Annotated in this window: 24 protein-coding genes, 1 tRNA gene and 1 pseudogene; 11 read left to right on the top strand and 15 right to left on the bottom strand. The window is 64.8% G+C overall.

The features are described 5' to 3' along the window. The first annotated feature begins 8 nt into the window (after nucleotides 1–8). Genes ABIA45_RS24450 through ABIA45_RS24440 form a run of 3 tightly spaced genes read left to right on the top strand, consistent with a single transcriptional unit; the run spans nucleotide 9 to nucleotide 1,395 of the window. The gene (locus tag ABIA45_RS24450) at nucleotides 9–329 is read left to right on the top strand and encodes a YbaB/EbfC family nucleoid-associated protein (RefSeq protein ID WP_271539485.1); all 321 of its coding nucleotides are present in this window, start codon (nucleotides 9–11) and stop codon (nucleotides 327–329) included. Nucleotide 330: 1 nt separating this feature from the next. Continuing rightward, nucleotides 331–933 carry a recombination mediator RecR gene (gene recR / locus ABIA45_RS24445; protein WP_036026497.1) on the top strand — a complete coding sequence of 201 codons (603 nt, stop codon included), beginning with the start codon at nucleotides 331–333 and terminating at the stop codon, nucleotides 931–933. A gap of 27 nt (nucleotides 934–960) precedes the next feature. Beyond that, nucleotides 961–1,395, top strand: a complete 435-nt coding sequence (locus ABIA45_RS24440; protein ID WP_157283373.1) for a hypothetical protein — start codon at nucleotides 961–963, stop codon at nucleotides 1,393–1,395. A 123-nt stretch (nucleotides 1,396–1,518) separates the two neighbouring features. Here the strand turns inward: ABIA45_RS24440 and ABIA45_RS24435 are convergent, their stop codons facing one another. The 3 genes and pseudogenes from ABIA45_RS24435 to ABIA45_RS24425 form a co-directional block, all read right to left on the bottom strand. Beyond that, the gene (locus tag ABIA45_RS24435) at nucleotides 1,519–2,880 is read right to left on the bottom strand and encodes an AmpG family muropeptide MFS transporter (RefSeq protein WP_275498334.1); all 1,362 of its coding nucleotides are present in this window, start codon (nucleotides 2,878–2,880) and stop codon (nucleotides 1,519–1,521) included. 182 nt (nucleotides 2,881–3,062) lie between these two features. After that, nucleotides 3,063–3,365, bottom strand: coding sequence for a GIY-YIG nuclease family protein (locus ABIA45_RS24430; protein WP_404653988.1), 303 nt, complete (start codon nucleotides 3,363–3,365; stop codon nucleotides 3,063–3,065). 145 nt (nucleotides 3,366–3,510) lie between these two features. Continuing rightward, nucleotides 3,511–4,711, bottom strand: a pseudogene (locus ABIA45_RS24425) (DNA recombination protein RmuC). 169 nt (nucleotides 4,712–4,880) lie between these two features. On the opposite strand from ABIA45_RS24425, the gene def reads away from it, so the two are divergent. From def to truA, 3 genes are all read left to right on the top strand, one after another. Next, nucleotides 4,881–5,408: a peptide deformylase gene (def, locus tag ABIA45_RS24420; protein WP_157283369.1), complete on the top strand. Its 528-nt coding sequence runs from the start codon at nucleotides 4,881–4,883 to the stop codon at nucleotides 5,406–5,408. A gap of 137 nt (nucleotides 5,409–5,545) precedes the next feature. Further along, nucleotides 5,546–6,469: a methionyl-tRNA formyltransferase gene (gene fmt, locus ABIA45_RS24415; RefSeq protein ID WP_404653985.1), complete on the top strand. Its 924-nt coding sequence runs from the start codon at nucleotides 5,546–5,548 to the stop codon at nucleotides 6,467–6,469. Between the two features lie 119 nt (nucleotides 6,470–6,588). Beyond that, the gene (gene truA, locus ABIA45_RS24410) at nucleotides 6,589–7,326 is read left to right on the top strand and encodes a tRNA pseudouridine(38-40) synthase TruA (protein ID WP_198399719.1); all 738 of its coding nucleotides are present in this window, start codon (nucleotides 6,589–6,591) and stop codon (nucleotides 7,324–7,326) included. A 173-nt stretch (nucleotides 7,327–7,499) separates the two neighbouring features. Here the strand turns inward: truA and dapE are convergent, their stop codons facing one another. The 11 genes from dapE to rpmH all read right to left on the bottom strand — a co-directional run bounded on the left by dapE (nucleotide 7,500) and on the right by rpmH (nucleotide 17,008). Continuing rightward, on the bottom strand, nucleotides 7,500–8,666 hold the full coding sequence (dapE, locus tag ABIA45_RS24405; protein WP_404653983.1) for a succinyl-diaminopimelate desuccinylase: 1,167 nt from the start codon (nucleotides 8,664–8,666) through the stop codon (nucleotides 7,500–7,502). Then, complete coding sequence (locus ABIA45_RS24400; RefSeq protein ID WP_404544319.1) at nucleotides 8,663–9,268, bottom strand: DUF805 domain-containing protein; 606 nt, start codon at nucleotides 9,266–9,268, stop codon at nucleotides 8,663–8,665. The genes dapE and ABIA45_RS24400 overlap by 4 nt, the downstream gene beginning before the upstream one ends. 148 nt (nucleotides 9,269–9,416) lie before the next feature. Further along, on the bottom strand, nucleotides 9,417–10,262 hold the full coding sequence (dapD, locus tag ABIA45_RS24395) for a 2,3,4,5-tetrahydropyridine-2,6-dicarboxylate N-succinyltransferase (RefSeq protein WP_157283364.1): 846 nt from the start codon (nucleotides 10,260–10,262) through the stop codon (nucleotides 9,417–9,419). Nucleotides 10,263–10,497: 235 nt separating this feature from the next. Further along, nucleotides 10,498–11,190: a pyrimidine 5'-nucleotidase gene (locus ABIA45_RS24390; RefSeq protein ID WP_404544316.1), complete on the bottom strand. Its 693-nt coding sequence runs from the start codon at nucleotides 11,188–11,190 to the stop codon at nucleotides 10,498–10,500. Nucleotides 11,191–11,204: 14 nt separating this feature from the next. Continuing rightward, nucleotides 11,205–12,191, bottom strand: a complete 987-nt coding sequence (locus tag ABIA45_RS24385) for a DUF1036 domain-containing protein (protein ID WP_404546371.1) — start codon at nucleotides 12,189–12,191, stop codon at nucleotides 11,205–11,207. Between the two features lie 158 nt (nucleotides 12,192–12,349). Continuing rightward, entirely contained in the window at nucleotides 12,350–13,237 is an 888-nt protein-coding gene (gene argB / locus ABIA45_RS24380) for an acetylglutamate kinase (protein ID WP_275498339.1), read from the bottom strand. 196 nt (nucleotides 13,238–13,433) lie between these two features. Further along, nucleotides 13,434–13,799, bottom strand: a complete 366-nt coding sequence (locus tag ABIA45_RS24375; protein WP_404655736.1) for a DUF423 domain-containing protein — start codon at nucleotides 13,797–13,799, stop codon at nucleotides 13,434–13,436. Then, nucleotides 13,799–14,452 carry a ribosome biogenesis GTP-binding protein YihA/YsxC gene (gene yihA, locus ABIA45_RS24370; protein ID WP_404653980.1) on the bottom strand — a complete coding sequence of 218 codons (654 nt, stop codon included), beginning with the start codon at nucleotides 14,450–14,452 and terminating at the stop codon, nucleotides 13,799–13,801. Before yihA ends, ABIA45_RS24375 begins: the two co-directional genes overlap by 1 nt. Before the next feature lie 140 nt (nucleotides 14,453–14,592). Further along, entirely contained in the window at nucleotides 14,593–16,443 is a 1,851-nt protein-coding gene (gene yidC, locus ABIA45_RS24365) for a membrane protein insertase YidC (RefSeq protein ID WP_404653978.1), read from the bottom strand. Nucleotides 16,444–16,459: 16 nt separating this feature from the next. Further along, nucleotides 16,460–16,846: a ribonuclease P protein component gene (gene rnpA, locus ABIA45_RS24360; protein WP_404653976.1), complete on the bottom strand. Its 387-nt coding sequence runs from the start codon at nucleotides 16,844–16,846 to the stop codon at nucleotides 16,460–16,462. A gap of 27 nt (nucleotides 16,847–16,873) precedes the next feature. Then, the gene (rpmH, locus tag ABIA45_RS24355; RefSeq protein WP_008542748.1) at nucleotides 16,874–17,008 is read right to left on the bottom strand and encodes a 50S ribosomal protein L34; all 135 of its coding nucleotides are present in this window, start codon (nucleotides 17,006–17,008) and stop codon (nucleotides 16,874–16,876) included. A gap of 350 nt (nucleotides 17,009–17,358) precedes the next feature. On the opposite strand from rpmH, the gene ABIA45_RS24350 reads away from it, so the two are divergent. The 5 genes from ABIA45_RS24350 (at nucleotide 17,359) to ABIA45_RS24330 (ending at nucleotide 22,763) form a co-directional block, all read left to right on the top strand. After that, nucleotides 17,359–18,858 carry a HAMP domain-containing sensor histidine kinase gene (locus ABIA45_RS24350; RefSeq protein WP_275498345.1) on the top strand — a complete coding sequence of 500 codons (1,500 nt, stop codon included), beginning with the start codon at nucleotides 17,359–17,361 and terminating at the stop codon, nucleotides 18,856–18,858. 301 nt (nucleotides 18,859–19,159) lie between these two features. Further along, nucleotides 19,160–19,236, top strand: a tRNA-Arg gene (locus ABIA45_RS24345). 84 nt (nucleotides 19,237–19,320) lie between these two features. Next, nucleotides 19,321–19,677 carry a 6-carboxytetrahydropterin synthase QueD gene (gene queD, locus ABIA45_RS24340; protein WP_404544310.1) on the top strand — a complete coding sequence of 119 codons (357 nt, stop codon included), beginning with the start codon at nucleotides 19,321–19,323 and terminating at the stop codon, nucleotides 19,675–19,677. A gap of 238 nt (nucleotides 19,678–19,915) precedes the next feature. Beyond that, on the top strand, nucleotides 19,916–21,781 hold the full coding sequence (locus tag ABIA45_RS24335) for a tetratricopeptide repeat protein (RefSeq protein WP_271539455.1): 1,866 nt from the start codon (nucleotides 19,916–19,918) through the stop codon (nucleotides 21,779–21,781). A 79-nt stretch (nucleotides 21,782–21,860) separates the two neighbouring features. Then, nucleotides 21,861–22,763: a hypothetical protein gene (locus ABIA45_RS24330; RefSeq protein ID WP_271539453.1), complete on the top strand. Its 903-nt coding sequence runs from the start codon at nucleotides 21,861–21,863 to the stop codon at nucleotides 22,761–22,763. 58 nt (nucleotides 22,764–22,821) lie between these two features. On the opposite strand, the gene ABIA45_RS24325 is transcribed toward ABIA45_RS24330, so the two are convergent. After that, a complete protein-coding gene (locus ABIA45_RS24325) occupies nucleotides 22,822–23,598 on the bottom strand; it encodes an IclR family transcriptional regulator (RefSeq protein WP_404653973.1) in 777 nt (258 codons plus the stop codon). Nucleotides 23,599–23,776: the final 178 nt, after the last annotated feature.

Here is a 23,776-nt window from a genome sequence, read left to right as displayed (position 1 = left end):
ACGCACCCATGGCTGATTTTCTCGGCATGATGAAACAGGCGGCGCAGCTGCAATCCAAGATGCAGGAGATGCAGGACCAGCTCGCCAACGTCGAGGTCGAAGGCATTTCCGGCGGCGGTCTCGTCGCCGTGCGCATGACCGCGAAGATGGACGTCAAGGGCATCAAGATCGATCCTTCGCTGATGAAGGCCGAAGAGCGCGAGGTGCTGGAAGACCTGCTCGTCACCGCCTTCGCTGATGCGCGCCGCAAGGCCGAGACCGCCATGCAGGAGAAGATGCAGGCCCTCACCGGCGGGCTCGGCCTGCCGCCGGGGCTGTTCGGCCAATAAAATGGGCGCTGTTGCAGGTCCCGAGATCGAGCGGCTGGTCCAGCTGCTCGCGCGGCTGCCGGGCCTCGGTCCGCGCTCGGCGCGGCGCGCGGCGCTGCATCTGATCAAGAAGCGTGAAGCACTGATGATGCCGTTGTCGAGCGCCTTGCAGGTGGCGCTGGACAAGGTCCAGGTCTGCAAGACCTGCGGCAACATCGACACGCAAAATCCTTGCACCGTCTGCACCGATCCGAAGCGCGATCCGGCGATTATCGTCGTCGTCGCCGACGTCGCCGACCTCTGGGCGCTGGAGCGGGCCAATGCGACCCAGGGGCGCTATCATGTGCTCGGCGCGACATTGTCGCCGCTCGACGGCGTCGGCCCGCAGGATCTGACCATCGACGCGCTGGTGGCGCGCGCGCATGATTCGCAAGTGCACGAGATCATCCTGGCGCTGAATGCGACGGTGGACGGCCAGACCACGGCGCATTACATCACCGACCTGCTTCAGGACGCCAATGTGAAGGTGACGCGGCTCGCCCACGGGGTTCCCGTCGGCGGCGAGCTTGATTATCTCGATGAAGGTACGCTATCGGCTGCGATGCGGCAGCGCACCCTGTTCTAGCCATCCAGACTTCACGGAACGGACGACATGACGAAACTTTTCGCCACACGCTTCGCTTTGGTCGCGACGATGCTGATGCTGGTGACCCCGGCCATCTCCGCGCAGCAGCGTGACGAGGCGCCGCCGCCGTCCAAGCCCGGCAAGCCGATCAACACTGGCGACGTGCTCTCCGGCGAGCTGAACGCGATGAAGGTGCGCGACGCCAAGAACGGCAAGCGCGTCGCGACCTACCAGATCACGTCGGAACCGCGCCGCCTGCCGCCGCCGAACGGGCTGTGCAATCTCGAAACCGGCCCCGAGACGTTCCAGCTCGTCACCTCCAGCGAGGCGCAGGCCGCGCAGCTGAAATCCTTCGTCGGCAAGGAGATCTCCGTGAAGGTGGACGAGGTCGCCTGCGCCAGCGATCCCGGCCAGATGAGCGAGGCCGTGATCACGAAGTGGAGCCTGATCAAGAAGCAGTAGGGAGCTCCACTCCCTCGGTCGTCATTGCGAGGAGCCCTTGCGACGAAGCAATCCAGACTGCCTCAGCGGTGACAGTCTGGATTGCTTCGCTTCGCTCGCAATGACGAAAGAGAGAGGTGAGTCCTACACCCGCACCGGCCCCAGCGCCTCGAAATGCCCGCGCCTCTGCAAATACGCCAGCAGCATCAGGCTCGGGATGGCGACGAGGACGGAGATCGCGAAGAACATCGGCCAGCCCGTCGCTTTCGCCAGATAGCCTGCGCCCGACGACAAATAGGTCCGTCCTACTGCGGCGAGCGCCGTCAGCAGTGCATATTGGGTCGCCGTGTGCAGCGGGTTCTGGCACAGCGCCGAGAGATAGGCGACGAAGATCACGGTGCCGATGGCGTTGCAGAAATTGTCGGAGGTGATCGCGAGGGTCAGCGCCCATTCGTTGACGCCGACCAGCGCCAGCCACGAGAACGACAAATTGGACATCGCCTGCACGATGCCGCCGATCCACAGGCTGGTCGCGAGCGAATAGCGCCGGGCCACAAAGCCGCCGGCAAAGCCGCCGGCGAGGGTCGCGACGATGCCGACGCCCTTGACGATCACGGCATAGTCGTTCCGCGTGAAGCCGATATCGATGACGAACGGCACGGTCATGTTGCCGGAGAACGCGTCGGTGAACTTGAACAGCACGACAAAGGCGAGCACGACCCATGCTTCCTTGCGTCGCAGGAATTCCGAGAACGCGCCCAGCGCCGCATGGAACACCCGCGTGAGCGCGCCCTCGTCCTGCGTGGCGGCCTCTGCGCGCGCGGATTGTGCGGGCTCGGTGGCGGCGAGCGCAGTCACCGTGCCGATCAGCACCAGAGCCGCCATCACTACATAGCCCCACATCCAGGCGGCGCCACGAGGAACGATCGCCTCGAAGCCGGTGACGATGAACAGGGCGCCTGCGGTCGATACCAACATGCCGATGCGATACGCGGCGACATAGGCGGCCATGCCGGCGGCCTGCTCGCTTTCGGGCAGGCTCTCGACGCGGAAAGCATCGACCACAATGTCCTGCGTCGAGGACATCGTCGCGACCAGCAGCGCACCGAGCGCGACCAGTAGCGGCGAACGTGCCGGATCGGTCAGCGCCAACAGCAAAATCGCGCCGATCAGCAACAGCTGCGAAAACACCAGCCACCCGCGGCGACGTCCGAAGGACTGCGTGAACAACGGCACATGCAGCGCATCCACCAGCGGCGCCCACAGGAATTTGAGCGTGTATGGTGTTCCAACCAGTGCAAACAGCCCGATCGTTCCAAGATCGACCCCGGCTTCGGCCATCCACACCAGCAGCGTCGATCCCGACAGCGCCAGCGGCAGCCCCGAGGAGAAGCCGAGAAACAGCACGATCAGCACCCGCGGCTGCAGGTAAACGGCAAGGCTGTCGCGCCAGGAGGGCGAGGCGGCGGAAGTCGCGGCGGGGGAGGTCGCGTCGGGTGCGGTCATGGAGGGGGTGTTAGCAGATTCTGGGGGAAATGACTCTTGCGAGCTCAGTGGGGCGGATGCTCTCTCCACCCTCTCGGTGTCATCGTCCGCGAAGGCGGACGATCCAGTATTCCGCGGCGTCTCGGTTCAATCACAACTGCTGCGGCGTACTAGATACCCCGCCTTCGCGGGGTATGACCGCCTTACGGTGGTCCGGCTATGCCAGGATAGAGATCATCCCAGTTTGGGTTATGCTGCTCGATCAAGCGGACCTTCCAGGCCCTGTTCCACTTCTTCAGCCGCTTCTCCCGCCTGATCGCGTTCTCGGGATCATCGAACTGCTCGAAGTAGACCAGCCGAACGACATCATACTTTTCGGTGAAGCTTTCGATGACCTTCAACTTGTGCTGCGCCACTCGGCGGACGAGATCGTTCGTCACGCCGATATAGAGCGTGCAGCCAATTCGGCTGGCGAGAATGTAGACGTAGTAAAGGCGTGCACCCATGTGACCATCTCACCGCCCTTATCGTCCGCGCGCAATTGCGCAGGGGGGCGGACGATCCAGTAACCACCAGCGTCTCGGTTCGATCACAACCGCCGCGGCGTACGGGATGCCCCGCCTTCGCGGGGCATGACAGTGTGCCCCAATCTCACTCCCCCGCCTGGAGCTTGCGCGGAAACAGCTCTGCCGCTCCCGTCGCCACCAGGCGCGGTGCCTCCGGCGCATCGCTCTTGCTGAAATCGAGCTCCTCGATTCGCCCTGCGCGCTTCTCGATCTTGTCGGCGGAGATCAGCACCTGGCGGACGTCCTCGTTCACGTCGGCAAAATGCTTTTGCAGCTTGAGCACGCGGTCGCGCAGGCGTCCCAAATCGTCGCCGAGCTTGATCACCTCGGTGCGGATCTGATCGGCGGCATCGCGCATGCGCGCGTCCTTCATGATCTGCTGCATCACCTGGATCGCGAGCATCAACAGCGACGGCGATACCAGCACGACGCGGGCGCGATAGGCCTTCTGGATCACGTCGTCGAAGCCGTCGTGGATCTCGGCGTAGACCGATTCCGACGGCACGAACATCAGCGCCATCTCCTGGGTCTCGCCGGCGACGAGATATTTTTCGGCGATGTCGCTGACATGCTTCATCACGTCGCTGCGCAGCCGCTGCGTGGCGACGCGTCGCTCCTCGTCGGTGCGGGCATCGTGCAGCGCCGTCATCGCCTCCAGCGGAAACTTCGCGTCGATGCAGAGCGGGCGTTGGTCCGGCAGGAACACGACGCAGTCCGGCCGTTTTCCGGTCGAGAGCGTGAACTGGAAACTCGTAGGAGCCCTTGGGCAGACCGTCCTGGACGATCGCCTCCATCCGCGCCTGGCCGAAGGCGCCGCGCGACTGCTTGTTGGCGAGCACGTCGCGCAGAGTGGTCACCTGCGTGGTGAGGTCGGTGAGGTTCTTGTGCGCGTTGTCGATGATGCCGAGCCGTTCATGCAGCGCGCGCAGGCTCTCCATGGTGTTGCGGGTCGAATGTTCCATGGACTGGCCGACCCGATGCGTCACCGAATCAAGCCGCTCGTTGACCGCCCGCGCCATCTCGGCCTGGCGTCCCGCGAGCGCCTGGGTCATGGCGTCAACCCGCCCCGAGGCCTCGCTCTGGGCGCGCAGCACCTGGGCGAGGCGCTCCTCGAGCTCGTCGGCCCGGATCGCGTTCGCCATGGCGAGTTCCGCGCCACGCCGCCCCGAGCGCGCGATCACGACCGCAATCACAACCAGCAGGATGAGGACGAGCGCACCGAAGCCGATCAGCGCATCGACGATGCGCACCGGCCAGTCGCCCAGCATGACAATGATCTCGTTCATGCCGCCTTGTAGCCGATTCGCTGCACTCTCGCGAACGAAGAGGGAACATTCTGGGTTAACCGGCCCTTAATTTTCATGGTTAATGAAAGGTGAAGTTTTATGGTTAGCGAGGGGTTAACGGGTTCCGGGCCGCATTGACCGCATCCGGCGCGCGGCTTAAATCGCGGCCATGGCCCTCAGAGAAATCATCATCCTGCCCGACAAGCAGCTGCGCCTGGTCTCCAAGCCGATCGAGAAGGTCACGGCGGAGATCCGCAAGCTTGCCGACGACATGTTCGAGACCATGTACGACGCGCCCGGCATTGGGCTCGCGGCGATCCAGGTCGCGCAGCCGCTGCGCCTGATCACCATGGACCTCGCCAAGCGCGACGAGAACGGCGAGACCAAGCACGCGCCGCGCGTCTTCATCAATCCTGAGATTATCGCCTCGTCCGAGGAACTCTCGGTCTACGAGGAAGGCTGCCTCTCGATCCCGGAATATTACGAGGAGGTCGAGCGGCCCGCGAAGGTGCGCGTGCGCTTCACCGATCTCGACGGCAAGGTGCATGAGGAAGATGCCGAAGGCCTCTACGCCACCTGCATCCAGCACGAGATCGACCATCTCAACGGCGTGCTGTTCGTCGACTATCTGTCCAAGCTCAAGCGCGACCGCGTCATGAAGAAGTTCGAGAAAGCCGCCAAGCGCGCGGCGGAGTAGGCCTCGGCTCTCTCAGGTCGTCATGGCCGGGCTTGACCCGGCCATCCACGCCTTGCTTGCTTTGTCGCCAAGACCGTGGATGCCCGGGACACGCCCGGGCATGACGGAGAACCAGAACTCTCACCGAACGCAGCTACATGCCCCTCCGCCTCATCTTCATGGGCACGCCCGATTTCTCCGTGCCGACGCTGCTCGAGCTGGTCGCTCATGGCCACGAGATCGCGGCGGTCTACACCCGCGCGCCGAAGCCGGGCGGGCGGCGCGGCCTGCAATTGCAGCCGACGCCGGTCGAGGAAGCCGCGCGAAAGCTGGGTATCCCCGTGCTGACGCCGAAGACGCTGAAGACCGAGCAGGCGCTGGCGGAGTTCCGCGCCTTTGAGGCTGATGCGGCCGTCGTCGTCGCCTACGGCATGATCCTGCCGCAGGCGATCCTCGATGCGCCAAAACTCGGCTGCTACAATCTGCACGCCTCGCTGTTGCCGCGCTGGCGCGGCGCCGCGCCGATCAACCGCGCAATCATGGCTGATGATGCCGAGAGCGGCGTGATGGTGATGAAGATGGATGTCGGCTTAGATACCGGCGACGTCGCCATGGCCGAGCGCATCGCGATCACCGACAACATGACCGCGCTCGACCTGCACGATCGCCTGTCCCCGTTGGGGGCCGACCTGATGGTGCGCGCGATGGCCGCGCTCGAACGCGGCGGGCTCCAGCTCAAGGCGCAGAGCGAGGACGGGGTCACCTATGCCGCCAAGATCGAGAAGGCCGAGGCGCGGATCGACTGGACCAAGCCGGCGCGCGCGGTGCTGCGCCACGTCCATGGCCTCTCGCCCTTCCCCGGCGCCTGGAGCGAGCTTGACGATGCCCGCGTCAAAATCCTGCGTTGCGAGTTGGCGCAAGGCTCCGGCGCGCCTGGCGACGTGCTCGACGATCAGCTTACCGTCGCCTGCGGCGACGGCGCCATCCGCATCATCGAGCTGCAGCGCGAGGGCAAGGCCCGCATGCAGGCCGCGGACTTCCTGCGCGGCGTGCCGTTAAAGGCGGGATCCAAATTCACCTGACACTGTCATACCCCGCGAAGGCGGGGTATCCAGTACGCCGAGGCTTCTCGGTCAATCGGATAAGCTGCGGAGTGCAGGATTGCCCGCCTTCGCGGGCAATGACGACGAAACTGGACACGATGCCCCGCTACAAGCTCACCATCGAATATGACGGCGCGCCGTTCTTCGGCTGGCAGGTGCAGGACACGCTGCCGTCGGTGCAGGGCGCGCTCGAGGCGGCCGTGAAGGCGATGACCGGGGCGGATCTGCGCGTGCACGGTGCCGGCCGCACCGATGCCGGCGTGCATGCACGCGGCCAGGTCGCGCATGTCGACGTCGACAAGCAGTTTCCGCCGGGCCGTTTTCGCGACGGGCTCAACGCGCATCTGCGCCCGCATCCGATCGCGGTGCTCGAGGCCGAGATCGTGCCCGACGATTTCGAGGCGCGCTTCTCGGCGGTCAAGCGCCACTACCGCTATCGCATCGTCAACACCCGCGCCAATCTCGCGCTCGATGTCGGCCACGCCTGGCGCGTGCCGCGCAAGCTCGACACTGAGGCGATGCATGCGGCGGCGCAGCGCCTGCTCGGCAAGCACGATTTCACCACGTTCCGCGACACCGAGTGCCAGGCCAAGTCGCCGGAGAAGACGCTCGACCAGCTCGACGTGATCCGCGATGGTCGCGAGATCAACGTCATCACCTCGGCACGCTCGTTCCTGCACAGCCAGGTGCGCTCGATGGTGGGATCCCTGGTCTGGGTCGGCGAGGGCCGCTGGACCGCCGACGATCTCTCCGCCGCGCTCAAAGCCCGCAACCGCGCCGCCTGCGGCATCGTCGCCCCGCCCGAGGGCCTGTATTTGATGAAGGTGGATTATTAGGCGAGCGGCGCAGAGAGCGGGCATGCTCTCGCCAAACCTCGGTGTCATGCCCCGGCTTGACCGGGGCATCCAGTACGCCGCGGCCTCTCGGCTCAATCACTGCCGTCTCTGGAATACTGGATCGCCCGGTCAAGCCGGGCGATGACGGTCGTGTTTGTGGAGGCAACAGTGCCTCAAGCAAAATACCGCGCCAAGATCCCGCGATACACCTTCGTCAACCTCTCCAGATCCACCACCGGCACGCGCTCGTCCACCTGATGCATGGTCTGCCCGACCAGACCGAACTCGATCACGGGGCAATAGAAGGAGATGAATCGCGCATCCGACGTGCCGCCTGAGGTCGACAGCTCGGGCTTGCGCCCCGTCACCTCCTCGATCGCGGAGACCGCGAGATCGGTGAACGGCCCCGGCTTGGTCACGAACACGTTCGAGTTGGAGGGCTCCCACACGATGCGGGCCTTGATGCGGTTGCCGCAGGCTTTGGCGAGACGCGTCTCGACCAATTCACGCAAGCTCGCCTGGGTGTGGTTGTCGTTGTAGCGGATGTTGAATCTTGCGCGGGCCTCGCCGGGGATGACGTTGAAGGCCTTGTTGCCGACGTCGACCGAGACGAATTCGAGATTGGACGCCTGGAATTGCGCGCTGCCATGGTCGAGCGGCTCGTCGGAGATCGCGACGATCAGCCGCGAGATGTCCGGCACCGGATTGGAGGCGCGGTGCGGATAGGCGACGTGGCCCTGCACGCCGTCGACGACGAGCGTGCCGGATTGCGAGCCGCGCCGGCCGATCTTGATGGTGTCGCCGAGCGTCTCGACGTTGGAAGGCTCGCCGAGCACGCAGTGGTCGAATTTCTCGCCGCGCTCGGCGGCCCATTTGAGCAATTTGATGGTGCCGTTGATCGAGACGTCTTCCTCGTCGCCGGTGATCAGGAACGAGATCGAGCCCTTACCGTCGCTGCGCGGCTTGCCGCCGTTGGCGGCGAGATGCTCCAGCACCGCCGCGACCGAGCAGGCGATGCCGCCCTTCATATCGACCGCGCCGCGGCCATGCAGCACGCCCTCTTTCACCTCTCCGGAGAACGCCCCGACGCTCCAGGCGCTCTCGTCGCCGGGCGGCACCACATCGGTGTGGCCGGCAAAGGTGATGTGCGGACTTTCCGTGCCGATCCGCGCATAGAGATTGTCGACGTCGGCGGTGCCTTCCTCGCTGAAGGTCACGCGGTGACAGGTGAAACCGGCAGCGCCCAGGATTTTTTCGAGCACCCCGAGCGCGCCGGCATCGGCCGGAGTGACTGAAGGGCAACGGATCAGGTCGCGGGCAATGGAGAGAGCATCGGTCATGCGCCCCGCTTAACATGCATGCCGCCGGGTGGGCTAGCATGGAGCGGGACAATTTCGATCTCGCGGCCCTGGTCCCAGCGTCTCGCAGGCGGGGTCAGCGAGGAGTCGTTCTGGGCCAACGGATCCGGACCGAACCGATTGGGCCCCCGGGTGCCGCGCAGGAAGCCGGTCTCGACGAAGCCGGCTAGGGGTAGGACGAAACAGGCCAGCGCGATGGGCGCTATCCAGTAACTGTCTGGAAGTCGCTCTTCGAACTGCTTGAACAGACCAGGCATCACGAAGTAGGCGAGCAGCCACCAGGCGGACTTGTCGCGGTCGTGGAGACGCTTGACGAAGGTCGCGGCGAACACCCACGTGAACAGTGGCGTGCCGATCAGCTTGGTCAGGACCAGCGGGAGATCGGCGCGCGACAGCGCGCGATAAGTGTCTGGGTCGAGCACCTTGAAGATGTCGCTGATTGAAATGGCGAACGAGCCGGCGCCGAACGCGACCGCGATTGCCGCCATGAAGATCATCCAGCAGAGGATGATCAGCCCGGCCAGCCAGAATTTGGCGCGGCCAATGCGCCCGTCGAAGCGGAAAAGGTACCAAGTCCAATCCATGCGAGTGGCTCCGGGCGGAACGGAGCCGCCCGGACATTGGTCGCCATGGAGAGTGGGTGGGTTCGATCCTAGCAGCGAATGGTGAATGGCGAATGGGGAAGAGGGTCCGCGCCCTATTCGCCACTGGCTACTCGCTACTCGCCTGGCATCAATCCCGCAGCAGCTCGTTGATGCTGGTCTTGGAGCGCGTGCGCTCGTCGACGCGCTTGACGATGACGGCGCAGGCGGTGCTCGGGCCGATCTGGCCGTTCTTCATCGGCTTGCCGGGCAGAGCGCCGGGCACCACCACCGAATATTCCGGCACTTCGCCCATGAAGACCTCGCCGGTCTCGCGGTCGACGATCTTGGTCGAGGCTCCCAGGAACACGCCCATCGCCAGCACCGCGCCCTTGCGCACGATCACGCCTTCGGCGACTTCCGAGCGCGCGCCGATGAAGCAATCGTCCTCGATGATGACAGGCTCGGCCTGCAGCGGCTCGAGCACGCCGCCGATGCCGGCGCCGCCGGAAATGTGCACGCGCTTGCCGATCTGCGCACAGGAGCCGACGGTGGCCCAGGTGTCGACCATCGTGCTCTCATCGACATAGGCGCCGAGATTGACGAAGGACGGCATCAAGACGACGTTCTTGGCAATGAAGGCCGAGCGGCGCACCACCGCGCCCGGCACCGCGCGAAAACCGGCATCGCGAAAGCGGTTCGGGCCCCAGCCTTCGAACTTCGAGGGCACCTTGTCCCACCAGCTCGCCTTGCCGGGGCCGCCGCCAATGACGTCCATGTCGTTGAGGCGGAACGACAGCAGCACGGCCTTCTTCAGCCATTGATTGACCTTCCACTTGCCGTCGCTGCCGCGCTCGGCAACGCGGGCCTCGCCCTTGTCCAGGGTCTCCAGCGCCTGGTCCACGGCCTCGCGCACCTCGCCCTTGGTCGAGGTCGAGATGCCGTCCCGCGCGTCGAAGGCGCTGTTGATGGTGGATTCGAGGGCTGCAAGAGACATCGGGATTTCCTCTGGGAAGCGCGTGGTTTCGCGAGAATTGGAGCGCTTTTTCGAGATTTGCAGGGGTGGAGTCAAGGCAAACTCCACTATCGTCCCGGGGCGCGCGAAGCGCGAGCCCGGGACCCATAACCACAGGCGGTCATTTGGCGAGGACTCGGAGTTATCGATCTCGCGCCACAACCACTCCCTGTGGTTATGGATCCCGGGCTCGCTTCGCGCCCCGGGATGACTTCGGTCATTGGGGCGACAGCCCCGCCAAAAACCCCGCCAGATCATCCGTGACGTGGTCGACATGGGCGGCGTCGCGGCCTTCCAGCTCCCAGTCCTCGCGCACCACCTCCTTGGTGCCGTCAGGCACCACCAGCACGGTGGTCATGCCGAGCTGGTGCGGGACAGTGAGGTTGCGGGCGAGGTCCTCGAACATGGCGGCGCGGGTCGGATCGACCGCATGCTGGCCGAGGAACTTGCGGTAGGTCTGCTCCGCCGGTTTCGGTTCGAACTCGGCGGCGATGATGTCGAACACGCCGTCGAAATGGCCGGCGAAGCCGAGCCGCGCCAGCACGGCATCGACATGGTCGACCGAGCCGTTGGTGAGGATCAGCTTGCGGCCCGGCAGCTTTGCGATGGCCGCACCGAGCGCCGGATTCGGCTCCAGCGGCGAGTGGTCGATCTTGTGGACATAGGCGAGGTAGTCGTCGGCGGAGACGCCGTGCAGGGTCATCATGCCGCGCATCGTGGTGCCGAAGCGGTGATAATAATCTTTCTGGATCGCCCGCGCTTCCTCCGGGCCGACATTCAGCCAGTTGCAGACGAACTCCCCGATCCGCGCATCGACCTGCTGCCACAGATTGACGTGATGCGGATAGAGCGTGTTGTCGAGGTCGAACACCCAGGTGTCGACATGGCTGAAGCTGCGGGGTGGGCTCATCACAAGTCTCTCGCTCACGGTACGGCAAAGCGCAGCGTCTTGCCGCCGGTCGACATGTCTACCGCGCTGAAGCCCGTTGCCGCAAAGCCGCGCGCGCCGCAATCGGTCTGCTCGCTGGTCTCGAACTTGGTCTCGCGTGTGCAGAGCTGCCTGTCGCCGCCCCAATTCAGCGGCTTGTCCTTCAGCTTGACGATTCGGTTGTCGGCGTCGACCGCTTCCGCGAAGCTGAAGATCTGCTTCGGCTGGCCGGTCACATCGGGGTGCAGGCAGGTCTTGGGATCGATGCGATACCAGCCGCGGCTGGTCACGGCCTTGCCGTCGTCGGTCGCGATCGCCGCCATCACCTTGTGCGGCGTGTCGTTGCACCAGGTGAGGCCAGTCGCGGACGGCGTCTGCACCGCATCTACCATGGTCTTGAAGAAGTTCTGCGAGCCTACGATGTCGGACGACAAGCCCCGGCTCTTCAGGAATGCGGCCAGCGCGCTCTGCGTCTTCGGCCCATCGACGCCGTCGATCGGCGCGGCGTCGTAGCCTGCGATCACCAGGAGCCGCTGGATGCCGGCGAGGCGCGCCTGCTCGTCGTCATATTCGGAATCCTCGGCGAGATAAGCGACGAGGTTGCCGTCCGGGCTTTGCGTCGGCGTCACCTGCGTGAAGGGAACCTGCGTCTGGCCGCTGCGGCACTGCCGCGCCGCCGCGATGACGAAATTGTCCTGCGCGACGCACAGCATGTCGTTGCCGCTTTGCGGGATCGGGGACGCGCCGTAGACGCCGAGCGCGCGCGCGTTGAGCAGGATGCGGTCCGCGGTCAGCGTGCCCTGCACCACCACGCGGCAGGCCGCGGGATCGATCCTGAACCAGCCGCGCGTCGCGGTGGCCGCCTTGTCGTCGATGCCGATCGCGGCCTCGACCACATAGGACATGCGGTTGCAGATCTTGAGGTCGGCGATCGCTGGCGCGGAGGAGAAGAAGAAGGAGACAGCGGCCGCCGGCAGCGACATCAGGAAGCGGGTGAGGCGGGAGCGGCGGTGTTTCGACTTTCTCCGGTCGTCATGGCCGGGCTTGTCCCGGCCATCCACGTCTCGCTTCGGCAAAGAAAGAACGTGGATGCCCGGGACAAGCCCGGGCATGACGCCCTCTCTTCTTCGCTGCTCGTCTCTCACTTGTGGATCAGCGTGCCCGTGCCCTGGTTGGTGAAGAGCTCGAGCAGCACCGCGTGCTGCATCTTGCCGTCGATGATGACGACGCCCTCCACGCCCTGCTCCAGCGCGTAGATGCAGGTCTCGACCTTCGGGATCATGCCGCCGGAGATGGTGCCGTCGGCGATCAGCTTTCGCGCGTCTTTCACCGACAATTGCGGGATCAGCTTCTTCGACTTGTCGAGCACGCCGGGCACGTCGGTGAGCAGCAGCAGGCGCTTGGCTTTCAGTGCGCCGGCGACGGCCCCTGCAAAGGTGTCGGCGTTGATGTTCAGCGTCTGGCCTTCCTTGGAGGTCGCGAGCGGCGCCAGCACCGGAATCAGCTCGTAGCCGATCAGCTGGTTCAGCAAAGTGAGGTCGACCTTCTCGGGGTCGCCGACGAAGCCGAGATCGATGGCCTTCTCGATGTTCGAATCGGGATCGACGATGGTGCGCGTCGTCTTCGACGCCTTCACCATGTTGCCGTCCTTGCCGGACAGGCCCACCGCCTTTCCGCCGGCCTCGTTGATGTAGCCGACGATCTGCTTGTTGACCGAGCCGGCGAGCACCATCTCGACGATCTCGATGGTCGCGGCATCGGTGATGCGCAGGCCCGCGGCGAATTCCGAGACGATCCCAAGACGCTTGAGCATGGTCGCGATCTGCGGCCCGCCGCCATGCACCACCACCGGATTGATCGCGGTCTGCTCCAAGAGCACGATGTCGCGGGCAAAGTTCTTCGCGGTCTCCTCGTCGCCCATGGCATGGCCGCCGTATTTGATGACGATGGTTTCCTCGTCATATTGCTGCATGTGCGGCAGCGCTTCGGACAGGATGCGGGCCTGGTCGAGCGGAGAGATGTCGGTCATGTCGCGGTCTCGCTGGCGGATCGAATGGTGCGCGTTCTATCCGATTGGCGGGGACAGCGCAAAGCAGTCTTGGTGCCCCGGACGCAGCGCAACGCTCCTTAAGCGGTGCGCTGCAGAGCCGGGGCCCATGTCGCTTCTGGGTCCCGGCTCTGCGGAGCGTCACTGCGTGCCGCACCGCGTCCGGGACACGAGAGCATCACCTTTTCGCCGCCACCGCCGCCACGCTTACCGCCAGCCAGCTCGCAATCATCACCATCCCGCCCGTCGGCGCCGCCATCGGAAACAGCGCGTGCCCGGCATACTGCCGCAAGGTGAGGTCGCCTGCGAACAGCGCGGCACCGATCGCGAAGCCGAACGTCGCCACGAGTCCAATTCCGCCGTGCAGAAGGCCGCGCGTGAGCAAGGCGATGGTCGCAAGTATGGCACTTGCATGAAACAGCAGCATGGCGCTGGCGGAGGCAAGACGGCTCGCGTCCGCACCATGGGCGGAGGCGGCGGCCAGCGCGACGCCGGCCGCGCCCATCAAGCCGGCAAGCCCGATCAGCAGGCGGTGCGCTGGCATCACGAGGCCCGCTCTTCCAGGAGCTTCGCCATCGCGGCGCGCAGGCCCTCCATGCCGGTCGCGCTGCGCGACGAGGTCGCGAGCACGTTCGGGAACGCCGCCGGATGCTTGGCGAGCGCGGCCTCAGTCTCGGCGATGCGCGCTTGCAGCTCGGCGGCCTTCACCTGGTCGGCCTTGGTCAGCACGATCTGATAGCTGACGGCGGAGCGGTCGAGCGTCTTTAGCACCTCGAGGTCGACATCCTTGATCCCGTGCCGCGCATCGATCAGCACGTAGACGCGCGCGAGACTGGCGCGTCCCAGCAGGAATCTGTGGATTAGCTCGGTCCAGGACGCGACCTGGCTCTTCGGCGCCTTGGCATAGCCGTAGCCGGGCATGTCGACGAGGCGCAGGTCGTTCTTGCCGGGGACCTCGAAGAAGATCAGCTCCTGGGTGCGGCCCGGCGTATGCGAGGTGCGCGCCAGCGCGTTGCGTCCCGTGAGCGCGTTGATCAGGCTCGACTTGCCGACATTGGAGCGCCCGGCGAAGGCGATCTCCAGCCCCGCCATCGGCGGCAGCGTTTCGATCGAAGGCGAGGCCCAGATGAACTGCCAGTCGCGGGCGAACAGTTTTCGCCCGGCCTCGATCAGTCGCTCGTCGGTCTTCTCGTTCATGCGAGCGGTCTATCCTCTCGTCATGGCCGGGCTTGTCCCGGCCATCCACGTCTGTCTGTCGAGCATCCTCCCAAACGTGGATGCCCGGGACGAGCCCGGGCATGACAACGTGGAGGCACTTGCGCGCGCAATGACGACGCTTACGTCGCCTTCCTCGCGAACGTCGCCTTGAGATTGTCGAGTAACTCCACCTTCACGCCGTTGCGACGCATGATGTAGCTCTGCTGGAGCACCGAGAGCAGGTTGTTCCAGGCCCAGTAGATCACGAGACCTGCCGGGAAGCCCGCCAGCATGAAGGTGAAGATCAGCGGCATCCAGTTGAAGATGATCTGCTGCGTCGGATCCGGCGGCGTCGGGTTCAGCTTCATCTGGAACCACATCGTGATGCCCATGATGATCGGCCAGACGCCGAGCGCGAGGTAATAGCCGAACACCGGAATCGTGGTCGGATCGAACGGGATCAGCCCGAACAGGTTGAACAGATTGGTCGGATCCGGCGCCGAGAGGTCCCTGATCCAGCCGAAGAACGGCGCGTGCCGCATCTCGATGGTGACGAACAGCACCTTGTAGAGCGCGAAGAATACCGGGATCTGGATCAGCACGGGAAGACAGCCGGCGACCGGATTGATCTTCTCCTTGCGGTAGATCTCCATCATCTCCTGCTGCTGCTTCACCTTGTCGTCGGGATAGCGTTCCTTCAGCGCCAAAAGCTGCGGCTGGATCGACTTCATCTTCGCCATCGAGGCGTAGGACTTGTTCGCCAGCGGGAAGAACAACAGCTTCACGATCACCGTCACCAGCAGGATCGAGACGCCGAAATTGCCGAAGAAGCGGAAGAAGAAGTCGAGGCCGAGGAACATCGGCTTGGTGAGGAAGTAGAACCAGCCCCAGTCGATCAGCAGGTCGAACTGGTTGAGGCCGAGCGCCTTGTTGTAGCCGCCGAGGCCTGCGAGCGGGAAGTTGATGCCGACCACGCCGGCTTCCTTGGCGCCTGCGAACAGCCGCGCGTTGGCCGTCGCGGTGCCGCCGATCGCGACGGTGACGGGGTCGAGCAGATAGTCGGTCTGGTAGGTATGGACCTTGCCGACCGGGTTCGACGAGAAACGTGCCTGGAGCTGGGCGTTGGTATCCGGCAGCAGCGCGGAGGCCCAGTATTTGTCGGTGATGCCGAGCCAGCCATTGGTGGCCTTGAAGTTCACCTGCTTGGCTTCGTCGATCTTGCTGTAGGCATATTCCTGCAGCCTGTGTTCGCCGAGATAGCCGATCAGGCCCTCATGCAGGATATAGTAGCCGGAGACATGCGGCGCGCCGTGGCGCGAGATCAGCGCGAACGGATAGAGCGTGACGGGCGCGTTGCCGACATTGCTCACCTCGTCCTTGATGGTGAAGAGATAATGATCGTCGACCGCGATGGTGCGGCGGAAGGTCAGGCCGTCGCCATTGTCCCATTTCAGCACCACGGGCGTCGACGGCGTCAGGCTGCCGCTGCCCTCCTGCTGCCAGACGGTCTGGGCATCCGGCATCTTTGCCGTCACGCCCGTCGCTGCAACCCAGCCGAACTCGGCGTAATAGGGCTCCGCCGTGCCCGACGGCGAATAGAGGACGATCGGGGGCGATTTCGGATCGACCGTCTCGCGATATTGCACCAGCGCGATGTCGTCGATGCGGCCGCCCTTCAGCGAGATGCTGCCGGCGATCCGCGGCGTCTCGATCTTGACGCGCGGGCTCGCTGCAATGGCAGTCTCGCGCGAAACGACCGCTTGGGGCGGGCTCGCGGCCGGCGTCGACGGCTGGGCCGCGCCGGGCTGCGGTGCGCTGCCCGGCGTCGGGGACGCGCCCGGCTGCGGCGTGCTGCCCTTCTGGAGCTCGGACTGCGCCTGCTGCTGGGCGCGCTGCTTCTCCATCTGCGGCACATTGTAGAAATACTGCCAGGCGATCAGCACCAGGCCGGACAGAATGACGGCGAGGATGGTATTACGATTGTCGGTCATCTCGATTGTCTCGTCATCAATCCGGTTTGCGGCTGGTCGCTGCGGCGTGACCCGGCCTGTGGCCGCGCGCTTTGGCCGTATGCCGCGCGGGCTTCGTGAACGCTATGCGCAGATCGTCGAGCATGGTGGCGAAGTCGCGCGAGAGCGCGTCCTTTCGTCCAACCAGGACATAATCATGGTGGGGCTGCATCGATATCGGATCGAGCCGCTTCACCAGTTCGCGCAACCGGCGCCGGATGCGATTGCGCTCGGGGGCGTTGCCGTTCTTCTTGGTGACGGTGAAGCCGATCCTGACAGGGCCGGAATCATCGCGGCGGCGGCTTTGTAGGACGAACGCGGGACTATTCACCCGCGTGCCATTGGCAACGGCGAGGAAATCCGCCCGCTGCCTCAGCCGATCCATGATGAAATCCCAAAAAGGGGGTCCGGCTCAGGCGCTCAGACGCTTGCGGCCGCGGGCGCGGCGGGCGGCGAGAACCTTGCGGCCGCCGGCAGTGGCGAGACGGGCGCGGAAGCCGTGACGGCGCTTGCGCACCAGTTTGCTGGGTTGATAAGTCCGCTTCACGGGTTTTTCTCCGCTGACCGGGCAATTTGCCTGTAGAATTGATGGTAAAGTCCGGAAGATGCGGCCCAAAACGGGCCCTTTTTCGGCCCCAAGAGAGCCGCTCCCGGTGTCGCACCGGGTCATCGCGGACAATTCGCGCGGCTTATAAGGGAGCGCCTTGTCTTCGTCAACGCCGCACAAGCGCGCGATTGTGGTGAATATCGCTGTTTGCGCGGCGTTTTTAACCCTTGAGGTGGCGACTCGCGCTATCAGCGCTTACATCACACCTCGGCAGATTAGCGATCCGTAATTTGACCGGACATCGGTCGGGTCGCATCCTCCATCAGCCAAGGCCAACAGGGGCGAGTTTCGTGCCAGCCACAGATCGCCAGCCGATCCAGGATCTGGATCAGCCAGACCAGCCGGCGACGCGGCCCCGCGGCTCGCGCGGGCTCGGGTTGTCCGGCAAGCTGCTGCTGCTCACCATTCCCTTGGTGATGATCGCCGCGGTGCTGCTCTACGTGCCCGCCATCGCGAATTTCTGGGTCAATCGGCTGAACGACCGCGTCGCGGCGGCCAACACCGCGGCGCTGGTGCTGGATGCGGCGCCGCTCGGCATGGTCCCCGATTCGCTGTCGCGGCAGATCCTGAAGAGCATCAATGCCCGTGCCGTCGCCATCAAGATGGGCCAGCAGCGCCGGCTGCTCGCCAGCGACAACATTCCCGCCGCCATCGAGCACGACATCGACCTGCGCGACATGACGGCCTGGGAGGCGATCACCGGCTCGTTCCGGATGATGCTGGAGACCGGCAACCAGGCGATCCGCATCGTCGGCCCCGGGGTCGGCAATGCACAGTTCATCGAGATCGTCACCGATGAGCTGCCGCTGCGGAAGCAGATGTACCGCTTCTCCCGCAACCTCGTCGTGGTCGCGCTGATCATCGCGGTGCTGACCGCGGGCCTCGTCTATCTCGCGCTCCATTATCTCTTCGTACGGCCGATGCGGCGGCTGACCGCGAGCCTGGTCGGCTTCCACGAGAATCCCGAGAGCTCGGCCGGCATCATCGTGCCGAGCCAGCGCAGCGACGAGATCGGGGTCGCCGAGCGCGAATTGTCCGACATGCAGCGCGACCTGATGTCGATGCTGAATCAGAAGAGCCGGCTTGCCGCCCTCGGTCTTGCCGTCTCCAAGATCAACCACGATCTGCGCAATCTGCTCGCCTCGGCCCAGCTGCTGTCGGATCAGCTCGCCAGCGTGCCGGATCCGCGCGTGCAGCGCTTTGCGCCCAAGCTCGTCCGCTCGCTCGAGCGCGCCATCGCCTTCTGCCAGTCGACATTGTCCTACGGCCGCGCCCAGGAGGCCGCGCCCGACCGCCGCATGATCCTGATCGAGCCTGTGGTGATGGAGGTGCGGGAGACCGCGGGACTCGCCAACGAGGCCTCGATCGCCTGGGTCGCTGCGATCGAGCGCGGGCTCACGGTCGATGCCGACCCTGACCAGCTGTTCCGGGTCTTGCTCAACCTCGTCCGCAACGCCGCCCAGGCGCTCGAAAGCCATGCGGCGGGTGAGGGGCGCGTGCAGCAGATCCGGATCACCGGGAAGCGCGAAGGCGCCGTCGCCATTCTCGAGGTCTCCGACACCGGCCCCGGCGTCCCCCCGAAGACCCGGGAGCGCCTGTTCGAGGCCTTCCAGACCTCGGGCCGCCCCGGCGGCAGCGGCCTTGGCCTCGCCATCGCCGCCGAGCTGGTCCGCGCTCATGGCGGCGAGATCCACCTGGTCGAAGGCACCATCGGCGCCACTTTCCGCATAGTCATCCCCGACCGTCCCGTGGAACTGCTCTCCATCCGCAACGAGCGCCAGAGAGCGTAAGTCGGCCAGCGGCCGAGCGTGCGGTATTTGTTTCCGAGGACCTCGCCTACCCACCTCTCGTCATTCCGGGGCGCGTGTAGCGCGAGCCCGGAATCCATAACCACCAGTCGGGGTTATGGATTCCGGGCCTGCCCCTTCGGGCATCCCGGAATGACACCGAAACCGTCATCTACCTGCAAAAACTCCCCCTCCCGGACCTTGCCAATCGGGACAAGAGCGGCTAGTCAGAGCGCTCTTTCGCACCCCCTCCGGCTCCGCCGGGGGCTGCCTGCGGGCCCTGCCCGCGCTGTTTGCGAAACACGCGCCCGTAGCTCAGCTGGATAGAGCATCAGACTACGAATCTGAGGGTCGGACGTTCGAATCGTTCCGGGCGCGCCATTCTTTGCCGAAAGGTCAGGACAGGACAGCATCTGGTCGCCAGACCGGCCCGAGACCGGATGGCCATGCCGTGTGGGGAGCTGGATGAGGATATCGCAGGCGTTCAAGTTCGAGGCGGCGCATCGGCTGCCAAACGTGCCCGAGACTCACCGGTGCAGCCGGCTGCACGGTCATTCCTATCGGGTCGAGGTCCAGCTGGATGGGCAGGTCGACCCGCACACCGGCTTCGTCGCTGATTTCTTCGATATCGAAGCAAGCTTCGCCGGCATCATGGCGGCGCTGGACCACCAGTGCCTGAACGAGGTCGACGGCCTCGCGAATCCGACCGCCGAGAACATCGCGGTCTGGATCTGGGACCGCTTGAAGCCCAGCCTGCCACTGCTGTGGGCGGTCCGCGTCTATGAAACGACGGATTGCTGGGCCGAATATCAGGGGCGGTGACGACGGCCCGCTGACCCCAGCGCCGGCCTCACCGTCGCCATATGGGAACCCGCAGGGCAACTCAGGATCAGCCATATGAGCAGAGTGGTGCTGCTTGCGCGCCGCCGGACGGATCTCATTACTCACGAATATATGAGCTGTGTTGATAACCGCATGCGGGTTGGAAGGTTTAATTTCAAGCTGGCGTAGAATGTCCGCAATGCCAGTTGTGCCTGGCCCCTGTACAGGGAAACTGTTGATGGAACGCAAGCTCGCCGCGATCATGGCCGCCGACATCGTCAGCTACAGCCTGATGATGGCCGAAAACGAGGCCTCCACCTATAAAGAGCTGCGCACGGTCTTCGACAATCTGATCGAGCCCACAGTCGCGCAGCATGGTGGACGCATCTTCAAGAAGACCGGGGACGGGTTTCTGGCGATGTTTCCCAGCGTCAACGAAGCCGTTGATGCGGGCACTGCCATCCAGCAAGGGTTCGACAACGCCCCGTTTGAGCTGCGCATAGGCATCAACCTCGGTGATGTCATCGAGGACAATGGCGACATGTACGGCGACGGCGTTAATGTCGCCACACGGCTTGAGACGATGGCCGATCCCGGTAGCATCTTTGTTAGCGGCGCTGTCGTCATGGCCGCAGACCGCAATCGCGGCGACGTGTTCGCGCGTGTGGGCCGCAGGCGTGCCAAAAACATTCCCGAGCGTCTTAATGTCTACCGGGTCCGGCGCGCGCAATCATCATGGTATCGCTGGCGAAAGGTCCCGCGCGTTCTACGCGGTACCGCTGCGCGCTGGTCATATGGCGTCGCCGCCGTAGCCCTTGTCCTCATCGGCACCCAAATCCAACCACTTTCCCTGGCGGCGATGGTCAGCCGGCTCCCGGCCGCGCTATCTTTCGACCAGACCCGCGCCGACCCGCGCCCGTCAGTTGCGGTCATGCCCTTTGCGACCATGGGCGGGGACCAATCGTACTTTGCAGACGGGCTGACCGAGGATGTGACCACCGCGCTTGCAAGGAATTCCGAGCTTCAGATCATCGCGCGCGACTCCACCTATGCTGTGCGCGGGCAAGACAGCGATATGCGCAAGCTCGGGGCAAAGCTGGGCGTTTCCTACGTGGTGGAAGGCAGCGCGCGCCGCGAGGGCGACCGGCTGCGCGTCTCGGCGCAGCTGATCGACGTGAAATCGGGCGCGCACCTTTGGTCGCGCAGCTTCGACAGGCAGGTTGCCGACGTCTTCACCGTACAAAGCGAGCTGACCACGGAAATCGTCGCCCAGCTCGCGCCGTATATCGGCCGAAATGAAGCCATCGCTGCCGCGCAACGTCCGACCGACAACCTTCAGGCTTACGATCTTCTCCTGCGGGCCCGTCATCGATACCGGCATGGCGTCCAGGATGCGGAAGCACTTATGGAGGCACGCGGCCTATATCAGCGCGCGCTGGAAATGGACCCGGCCTATGCCACCGCCCGTGCGGGCTTGGCCCTCACTTACATCGCGGATGTGGCCAAGAGGTCGAGTGGTCGGGCGACAGCGCATGAGCTGGAACTAGGTCTTAGCGAAGCGCGCCAGGCTGTGCGCCTCGATCCCAATCTCTCGCTCGGCTATCAGGTGATCAGCTTCGGGCTGGCGGTGCAGGGCGATTATGCGGGCGGCTTGCAGGCCGCCAAGCGCGCCGTCGAACTGAATCCCAATGACCCGGACAGCATGATGGCATTGGCAAAAGCACAAGTCCGTTTCGGGGACTACGCGGACGCCGTTGCCAATGCCGAGCGGGCGCGTCGCCTTCATCCCATGGCGCCGGAATATTACGCCTATGTGCATGGCCAGGCTCTTTACGCCGCTGATCGTCGCGATGAGGCGGCTACCGTGATCTCCGAATGCCTTGTAAGGGCGCCGCGCGATGCCAACTGCCTGCTCATCCAGGCTGCGCTGCAAGGGCGGCGCGGTGATATAGAAGCGGCGCAGCTGACGATGGCAAGCTTGGTAGGGGCCCAACCGACATTTTCGTTGGAGGCAGAGCGCTCTTATCGCCGGTTTGGCAACAAGCCGCTCATGGAGCAGTTCCTGAAGGACCTGACGGTGGCGAAGGCACCGGGGGCTGCGTAATAGGATTTCCTGTAGCTAAAATTCAATGAGATAGCAGTTCTCAGTTTCATCTCGTCGGGCGCGCCGCTAAGTTTGCCCGATGCGCACGATCGATCATCTATTCTCCCGGCTCGTTTTATTCCTTGCCATCGCATCCGCCCCGGTGCTTCCCGCGCGCGCGGCCGAAACCTGCCCGTTCATCAGCGCCCAGGAGCTCGCCCGGGCGATGCCGGCGCTGAAATGGTCGCTGATTTCGAACCAGGACGGCCGCGGCTGCATCTACCAGGCCGGGCGCGGCGACACGATGATGCTCTCGGTGTTCCGCAATCCCGACAAGGACCGCGCCAGGGAATTGTACGCGACCTTCGTCAAGACGCTTGGCGAACGCATGCCGCTGAGCGCAGTGTCCGGAGCCGGCGACGAGGGCCAGGGTGGAACGAGCGCGGCGGGCGCGGAGCGCCAGGAGGCCTCGGTCGTCGCCCTGTCCGGCGATTACATCCTGCAGATCAGCGTCTATCCGATCGGCCGGCGTGCCGATGATGCGCTGCTCGCGCCGATCGCCGAAGCCGCGCGCGTTGCCGTCGGCAATGTGAGCAGGAGCAGCGAGCGGTTCGGCAATTGCGAGTGGCTCACGGCCGCCGATGCCGACGGCTTTCTCGACAACAGCACGCTGACGGTGCAGCGGACCGGAGCAGGCAGCTGCATGATGTTCGATCGTGAGGCCAACACCATGACCGTCGCGGTGATCACGACCTCGCGCGATACCGCCCTCGGCATGATGAAGCGCGCAGGCCCCTGCACGCACGTGGCGATCCCCGAGCTCGGCCGCGAAGCCTTCGGCGAGCATTCCTGTACCAAGGGCAACGGCAACGCCGTCAACATCCACGTCTGGAAGAACGGCCGGCAGGCCTCGATCCTGTTCGCCCCGGTCAAGCCGCATCCGGAGTCCGCCTCGGTCGAGCGCCTGAAGGCGGTGGCCGCGCGGGTGTATGGGAAACTGTAAGGGGACGTGACCTCTTCCTCCAGCTGACGGGCAAGCGGCTGCGCCTCGCCGCTCGGCTTCACCGCCCCGCCAGCACCTCCTTGCACTTGGCCGCGAACGCATTGAGATATCCGCCGAGCTCGGTCGTCAGCGCGTCGGAGCGCTCGACATTCTGCAGGCTCATGTTGAGCGCGTAGACCGGAAGGCCCTCCAGCACGATGGGCGTTGCGACGGCGAGAACGGCGGGCTGCCACGACACCGCGCAATAGCCGTCGTGCTCGACCGAGCTGATCGATTGCCTGACCTCCGCCAGCAGCGCCCTGGTTGCAGCCGCGCTGCGCCGCTTGAACTGCTTCAGCAATCGTTCGCGCTCGGTCTCTGTAGTGCCGGCGAGATAGGCGCGACCCAGCGACGTCAGCTCCATCGGCACCTGCTGGCCGGCGACCACGTTGCGCAGCGCCGCGCGAGGGCTGTAGCGGATCGATTCCAGATAAACCATCATGGTCCTATCGGCAGTCGCGAGCCCGACATTTAGCCGCCGCCTAGCCGATTCCGCGCGCATCATCGGACCGATCGCGTTGAGCACGGGCGATCCCGTCCGCATGGCGTGACCGATGCTGATGACCGATGCGGCAAGGCGGTAGGCCCGCTCGCTGCGGACTTCGTCGAGCATCCCGGAATTGACCAGCGTCCGGGTCAGCCGGCTGACCGTCGATCGCGGCAAGCCTGTTCGCTCTGCGATCTCGCCGTTGCCGAGCGTATCGACGCCGGGGCGGAATGCCCGGAGGATCTCGATGCCCCGCTCGAGCGAGCGGTTGCCATCGATCCCGCCCGCATATCTGCGCGCCCGTGCCATCTTTGATCTCCCCGCCGTTTCCACTCAGTGGAATTAAGGGGATGTCCGGCCGGCTGCAAGCCGCTATAGGCAGCGGCAAGAACAACGCCGGCTGCGCACGGCGCGATGAGGAAACGCAGTCGCGGAGCTCGCGCCGATCATTCATCGCACGCCGATGGATCCGACTTCAGGGAGGTTG

The organism is Bradyrhizobium sp. USDA 336, assembly GCF_044908355.1.
Classification (GTDB): domain Bacteria; phylum Pseudomonadota; class Alphaproteobacteria; order Rhizobiales; family Xanthobacteraceae; genus Bradyrhizobium; species Bradyrhizobium yuanmingense.
This window is presented reverse-complemented; position numbering and strand designations above follow the sequence as displayed.